The organism is Companilactobacillus kimchii DSM 13961 = JCM 10707 (genome assembly GCF_001435445.1).
Lineage (GTDB): Bacteria > Bacillota > Bacilli > Lactobacillales > Lactobacillaceae > Companilactobacillus > Companilactobacillus kimchii.
The window spans coordinates 383,124-389,712 of the sequence record NZ_AZDH01000017.1; the positions used below are offsets into that span (position 1 = coordinate 383,124).

Annotated in this window: 6 protein-coding genes; all 6 read right to left on the minus strand. The window is 35.6% G+C overall.

The annotated features are described in order from the left end of the window. Positions 1–122: 122 nt before the first annotated feature. The 6 genes from FC97_RS08780 to aroA all read right to left on the minus strand — a co-directional run bounded on the left by FC97_RS08780 (position 123) and on the right by aroA (position 6,400). Positions 123–1,580, minus strand: a complete 1,458-nt coding sequence (locus tag FC97_RS08780; protein WP_054642342.1) for a 6-phospho-beta-glucosidase — start codon at positions 1,578–1,580, stop codon at positions 123–125. A 17-nt stretch (positions 1,581–1,597) separates the two neighbouring features. Next, positions 1,598–3,043, minus strand: coding sequence for a 6-phospho-beta-glucosidase (locus FC97_RS08785; protein WP_054642343.1), 1,446 nt, complete (start codon positions 3,041–3,043; stop codon positions 1,598–1,600). A gap of 6 nt (positions 3,044–3,049) precedes the next feature. After that, positions 3,050–3,385 (minus strand): PTS lactose/cellobiose transporter subunit IIA, encoded by a 336-nt coding sequence (locus FC97_RS08790; protein ID WP_002819703.1) that lies wholly within the window; start codon positions 3,383–3,385, stop codon positions 3,050–3,052. Positions 3,386–3,498: 113 nt separating this feature from the next. Continuing rightward, complete coding sequence (locus FC97_RS08795; RefSeq protein ID WP_025085508.1) at positions 3,499–3,807, minus strand: PTS sugar transporter subunit IIB; 309 nt, start codon at positions 3,805–3,807, stop codon at positions 3,499–3,501. A 244-nt stretch (positions 3,808–4,051) separates the two neighbouring features. Next, positions 4,052–4,873, minus strand: coding sequence for a Cof-type HAD-IIB family hydrolase (locus FC97_RS13285; protein ID WP_082397489.1), 822 nt, complete (start codon positions 4,871–4,873; stop codon positions 4,052–4,054). A 219-nt stretch (positions 4,874–5,092) separates the two neighbouring features. Then, complete coding sequence (aroA, locus tag FC97_RS08805) at positions 5,093–6,400, minus strand: 3-phosphoshikimate 1-carboxyvinyltransferase (RefSeq protein ID WP_054642344.1); 1,308 nt, start codon at positions 6,398–6,400, stop codon at positions 5,093–5,095. Between the last annotated feature and the right edge of the window lie 189 nt (positions 6,401–6,589).

Genomic DNA, 6,589 nt, shown 5'->3' on the forward strand with positions numbered 1-6,589 from the left:
CTTATTGGTATATATCATTTTTACTAAACTAGTTTCAGTATACATGTAACAAGTTACATTTTCTAGCGATAAAAAAAGCCGAGACAAGTGATTTAGTCGTTGTCTCAGCTTTTTTGTTAGATTCAGTCTAAGTCTGATCCGTTTGAACGGATTACCTTTTGATACCAGTAGAATGAATCTTTCTTTGAACGTGCAAGTGTTCCGTTACCTTCATCGTCTTTGTCGACATAAATGAATCCGTAACGTTTGGACATTTGACCTGTTCCAGCAGAAACTAAATCAATGCAGCCCCATGGAGTGTAACCCATAAGATCTACGCCATCTTCATTAACTGCTGTAATCATTTGTTTGACGTGGGCACGCAAGTAGTCAACACGATAATCATCATGGATACTGCCATCTGATTCGACTTTATCATATGCACCAAAACCATTTTCAACGATCATCACTGGCTTGTGATAATGTTCCGTCAACCAGTTCATTGAATATCTCAAACCAACAGGATCGACAGGCCAACCCCAATCATTATACTTAAGGTTAGGATTCTTAACTGCTTCACGATCACCAACAAACTTAAATTCAGGATTATCATCACTATACTTAACAGTCATAGAATTATAATAACTAAAACCAACATAATCGACTGTTCCTTCACGTAAAACAACGCGATCCTCAGCTGTTATATCTGGTCTCAAGTCATGATTCTTGAAGTACGCTTCCATACCAACTGGATATTCACCCAAGGCTTGAACATCAGCCCACCAGTAACGTCTTTGCATAGCCTTTTCAGCTAATAAGATATCCTTAGGATCTGATGATGCTGGATAAACTGGAGTAAAGTTAACCATATTACCAATTTCAAAATTAGGATTGATCTTATGACCGATCTTTACTGCCAAAGCACTAGCAACAACTTCATAATGTGATGCTTGATACATCAAAGCTTCACGTTCTGCTTCTGATTCATTATTTCTAAAGATCAGACCGGAATCAGTTGCAATAGAGAAATCATTTGTAAAAGTTGTTTGGTTGTTAATTTCATTGAAAGTCATCCAATACTTAACTTTATCCTTGTAACGTTTGAAACAAACAGTCGCAAACTTAACAAAGAAATCAATTACCTTACGATTTCTCCAACCACCATATTCCGTAACTAAGTGATATGGCATTTCAAAATGTGACAATGTAATAACTGGTTCAATACCATACTTCAAACATTCATCAAACATATCATCATAAAATTTTAAACCTGCTTCATTAGGTTCAGCTTCATCACCATTAGGAAAAATTCTTGTCCAAGCGATAGATGTTCTAAAACACTTAAAGCCCATTTCAGCAAACATTTTAATATCATCTTTGTAATGATGATAAAAATCAATAGCCTCATGATTAGGATAATTTTTACCGGCAATTATGCCATCAGTAATTTCACGGGGTTTTTGGTAAGCACCAGCTGTCATAATATCTGACACACTGACACCTTTACCGTCAACATCCCAAGCTCCCTCAAGTTGGTTTGCTGCAACGGCTCCTCCCCATAGAAAATCTTTTCTTAGTCCACTTTTTGTTGTTTCAGTCATATAAAAGCCCCTCTCAACTATATGTCTAAATCTTTACCATTTGATTCAATTACTTTCTTATACCAGTAGAAGGAATCCTTCTTAGAACGTTTTAAGCTACCGTGACCTTCGTCATCTTCATCAACATAAATCATTCCGTAACGTTTCTTCATTTCACCAGTACTTGCTGACACAAGGTCAATATGACCCCATGGAGTGTAACCAAGTAATTGAACACCATCTTCTTTAACAGCCTTTTCCATTTGCAAAATATGATCATGGAAGTATTGAATACGGTAAGGATCATGAATACTACCATCATCTTCAACCTTATCGTAAGCTCCAAAACCATTTTCAACGATGAACAAAGGTTTGTGCCAGCGTGTTGTCATCCAGTTCATGGCATATCTCAATCCAATTGGATCAATTTGCCAACCCCAATCTGACTTTTCAACGTATGGATTTGAAACCAAATCATCATGTTCGTCATAGTCGAAGTGGGTTTCTCCTTCATGTGCCTTTGTTGCAAAGGACATGTAGTAACTGAAGCCGACATAATCTACTGTTCCAGCCTTAATTGTCGCCAAATCGCTAGCTGTAATATCTAGGTTATAACCTTTACGGGCCCAATATTTTTGAATCCATTCAGGATAGAATCCCAAAGCTTGAACGTCACCAAAGTAATAACGATATTGCATAGCACGTTCAGCTTTCATAATATCAGCTGGTTTAGATGTCAATGGATAGATTGGACACATAGCAATCATGGAACCAACTTGTAAACTTGGATCAATTCGATGAGCAATTTGAACCGCATCAGCACTGGCAACAAATTCGTAATGAGCAGCTTGGAACATTTCTTTTTCCCAATTGTCATTCTTATCTAATTGTAGGCCAGAATTCTGAAGCAATGGATGTGGATCTTGCCAATCAGTTTGATTATTGATTTCATTGAACGTCATCCAATATTTAACTTTATCTTTGTAACGTTTGAAACAAACTTCAGCAAAACGATCGAAAAATTCAATCATCTTACGATTGCTCCAACCACCATACTCTTTAACAAGATGATATGGCATTTCAAAATGTGACAAAGTAATAACTGGCTCAATACCATACTTTAAACATTCATCAAACATGTCATCATAAAACTTTAAGCCTGCTTCGTTAGGCTCTGTTTCATCACCATTAGGGAAAATTCTTGTCCAAGCAATCGATGTTCTAAAACATTTCAAACCTAATTCAGCAAATAATTTAATATCTTCTGGATACTTGTGATAGAAATCATTACCCCAATGATTAGGATAAATTTCTCCATCCTCGACACCATCTGTAACTCTTCTTGCAACACCTTTAGCACCAGCTGTCATAACATCGGCGATACTTACGCCTTTGCCACCCTCATTCCAGCCACCTTCTAATTGGTGTGCTGCAACAGCGCCTCCCCAAAGGAAACCTTTGGGCATTTGAATTCCCTCACTCATTTGAGATTATTCTCCTTCTTTAGCAAGTTTCTTATATAGATCAACAATTTCTCCGGCTAGATCTCTAAATGTAATAGCATTCATGATATGATCTTGTGAATGTACCATTAGTAAAGTAACTTTAGCGTGATCACCATTTGCTTCTTTAGTTAACATATCTGTTTGAGAATTGTGCGCATCAACTAAGAACTTGTCGGCTTCCTTCAATTTTTGATCAGCAACTGTAAAGTGACCTTTTTTAGCAGCATTGATAGCTTCAAAAGATGAACTCTTAGCATTTCCCCCGTTAATAATTAGTCCCATAACTGTTTGTAATTGTTCATCATGTTGTTCTTCTGCCATTATTCTGTTCTCCTCATTATTTAATTCTATATTTTTATTAAGCGCTTACTTTATTTTTAAAAAACGAAAAGGGTGCTAACATGCGCCCTTTTTTGTGTTTTATAAATGAATGATTATTTGATCAAGCTTAGAGCTTCTCTTAGAACCTTTTCACCGTTCATCATTCCGTAATCTTGCATGTTGATAACTTCAACAGGAATTGTCAACTTCTCTTTGAATTGACCCTCTAGATATCTAACTTGAGGTCCAAGCATCAAAACATCAGGATGTTTTTCTTCTAGTTTTGCATCAGCATCAGCAGCGGCAGTAGCGAAGATTTCAGCGTCAACACCATCACTTTCAGCAGCCTTTTGCATCTTTGATACTAGTAAACTTGTTGACATACCTGCAGCACAGCAAAGCATAATTGTTTTTTCAGCCATAATAAAATACCCCTTTGAATAAAATATTTATTTGTTTTTTATTTAAAACGTTTACTTAAAACGCTTTCATAGAACAATTAGATTGTATAACTAGTTTCAACATTTATCAAGATGTTTTTATCAAAAAACATTTTGAATTTATAAAAATACTCTCAAATCATTTATAGAACCCCCCTATAATCAATTTTTCAAAAAATAAAACAGCGACTACTTGAGAAATATTTTCCCAAAATAGTCGCTATTATTATTTAAATTCTTTATTTAAGACTCGTCTAATCATTGTCGCTACGCCATCTTGATTATTAGTATCGGTAACATTCCAAGCCACATCTTTTACTTTATCAATCGCATTAGCCATAGCTACGCCATACCCGGCTTCCTTGATCATGTCCAAATCATTTCCATAATCGCCGAAACACATAAAACTAGTCATGGGAATTGTTTCATATTCTGAAATATGTTGCAGAGCCGACAATTTTGTTACATCTTGACCATTAATTTCAAAATAATCGCTACCAGAACGGCTGATTGTTATCGGTAGTGCTGTAAATGACTCTAATTTCTTTTGTAATTCATGCAGTCTTTTGGGTGGACAACTGAAACAAACTTTATAAATATCCAAATTCTTCTGATCATTCAACTTCATCAACTCATTTACAGAATGGGCTTTAAAATGATGTCGTCCCATCCCCTCAAAGTAAGTATTCCAATGATGATTGGGATCATAGATATAAGTATCATTGAGCCCATCTAAAACAATCTTGAATTTACTAAACTCCGCACGTTTTAAAATCTCTGCAATCACGTTATGATCCAAAGGCTGATCAATAATTTTTTCCCCCTTAGAATTAACTACGACCGCTCCATTCAAAACTACGCGATAACCAGGTATTTTTAAATCCCTTTCAAAAAATTTATTAACGGAATGCAGAGTTCTCCCCGAACAGATTGCGAATACAATTCCGGAATTGACCGCATCGCGAATAGCCTGCACATTTTGGGTAGATATTTTACTGTAACTATTCAACAGTGTTCCGTCTAAGTCAGTTCCAATAAATTTAATCATTAATTAAGTAACCCCTTACACAAATCTCAATTACACTAATCATACGACACTAGTTAATAAAAAAGAAGCCTCTTTCTCACTAAACAGTCCTTTTGGAAAGGCGTTGAAACGCCATGAGCATGACTTGAAGCTAATAATTTTACTTTCAGCAAATTTATGGATCTTCAAAATCAGCCTTATTGTAGGGTTAAGAATCCCAAAACATAAGAACCAGCTAAACTAATTACATGCGACTAATACTTTTTTGAAATCGGCTAGAAAATTAGGATACGAAATATCAATTGATTCAATATTTTTTATTTTAAAAGAAGTTGCAGTGAGGATCGAAGCTACACAAAGCATCATAGCTATCCGATGATCATTGTGACTATCAACATCATCTTTAACCTTAATTGATTGACCACCATTAATTACAATTGAATCATCATTGACCTGCATAATTATTCCCAATTTAGCTAATTCCACTCGCATATTTCGAATACGATCACTTAGTTGCAAATGCACATCGTGAATCCCCTCTATTACGGTTTGCCCTTCCGCCTGAGAGGCTAACAAGGCAATCAAAGGGATTTCATCAACAATAAACGGAACCTGTTTAGCAGTAACTGTCGTTCCATGTAATTTCTTAGATTTAATCACTAAATCTCCATATGGTTCTACAACATTTATCGAATGACTCTCTAACATAATATTGGCACCCATTTCTTGAGCAACGTTCAACAAACCAATTCTTGTAGAATTTAGTCCCACTTTAGGTAGTCTGACCTCACTACCCTTAGATAGCAAAGCACCAGCAATGTATGGTGCTGCTGAAGAGAAATCACCCGGTATCATCAAGCTTTGTCCAGTCAAATGAGTTTTTTGGGGATCAATCGTAATAATATCTGGTTTAGCATCAACATCCGCACCAAAATAATTTGCCAAAACTTCTGTATGATCTCTTGTAGGCAATTTTCGAATAATTGTGGTAGGCGTTTTAGCATAAATACCTGCCATTACCAAACCACTTTTGATTTGAGCACTGGAAATATCTTGTTGATAAGTAATTCCCTGCAACTTATCACTGCCCTGCATTTTGATTGGTAAATAATCATCTGATAATTTTTGAAAGTCGGCCCCCATCTGTTGCAATAAAACAACCAGTCTATCGATCGAACGCTGCTTTAAATAGTTGCCACCATTAATTGTATATTCATTATTACTCGTCGTTAGAACACCCAATAAAAGACTTTCCAGAGTTCCAACATTCTCAATATTTAATGGATGATCCAATGACTTGAGTTGGTGATTGACACCTTTAATAATCATGTCATTGTTACTCATCTCCGTATGAATTTTGGCTCCAAGTTCTTTAAAAACTTTTGTTGTTACGGCCAAATCATCAGAGTAGGAAAAATTGCTAATCTGTGTAACTCCGTCTGCTAATGCACCAAAAGTAATCGCCCGATGAGCAATGCTTTTATCACCTGGAACGATAACTTCACCTTGAAATTTAAACTTTGCTGCTCGTGTATTATAATCAAACATTTTTATTACACCTCAATATGTCTAAAGATTATTTTCATAACCTCTTCTTAATGCTACGCTACCTAATTTTCCCACATAAAACAATTTTTTTGTCCTAAAAATAAAAAAAGACACTTACTAGAGTCCACAACATATGAAGTGCAATAAAAAAGTTAGACATTTTTATAGGTTTTAAAAAATCATGGATTG

What these genes read in the sequence shown, in the direction of transcription:
- FC97_RS08780 (WP_054642342.1), bottom strand. Translation starts at nt 1,580, where the DNA reads ATGACTGAAACAACAAAAAGTGGACTAAGAAAAGATTTTCTATGGGGA.
- FC97_RS08785 (WP_054642343.1), bottom strand. Translation starts at nt 3,043, where the DNA reads ATGAGTGAGGGAATTCAAATGCCCAAAGGTTTCCTTTGGGGAGGCGCT.
- FC97_RS08790 (WP_002819703.1), bottom strand. Translation starts at nt 3,385, where the DNA reads ATGGCAGAAGAACAACATGATGAACAATTACAAACAGTTATGGGACTA.
- FC97_RS08795 (WP_025085508.1), bottom strand. Translation starts at nt 3,807, where the DNA reads ATGGCTGAAAAAACAATTATGCTTTGCTGTGCTGCAGGTATGTCAACA.
- FC97_RS13285 (WP_082397489.1), bottom strand. Translation starts at nt 4,873, where the DNA reads ATGATTAAATTTATTGGAACTGACTTAGACGGAACACTGTTGAATAGT.
- aroA (WP_054642344.1), bottom strand. Translation starts at nt 6,400, where the DNA reads ATGTTTGATTATAATACACGAGCAGCAAAGTTTAAATTTCAAGGTGAA.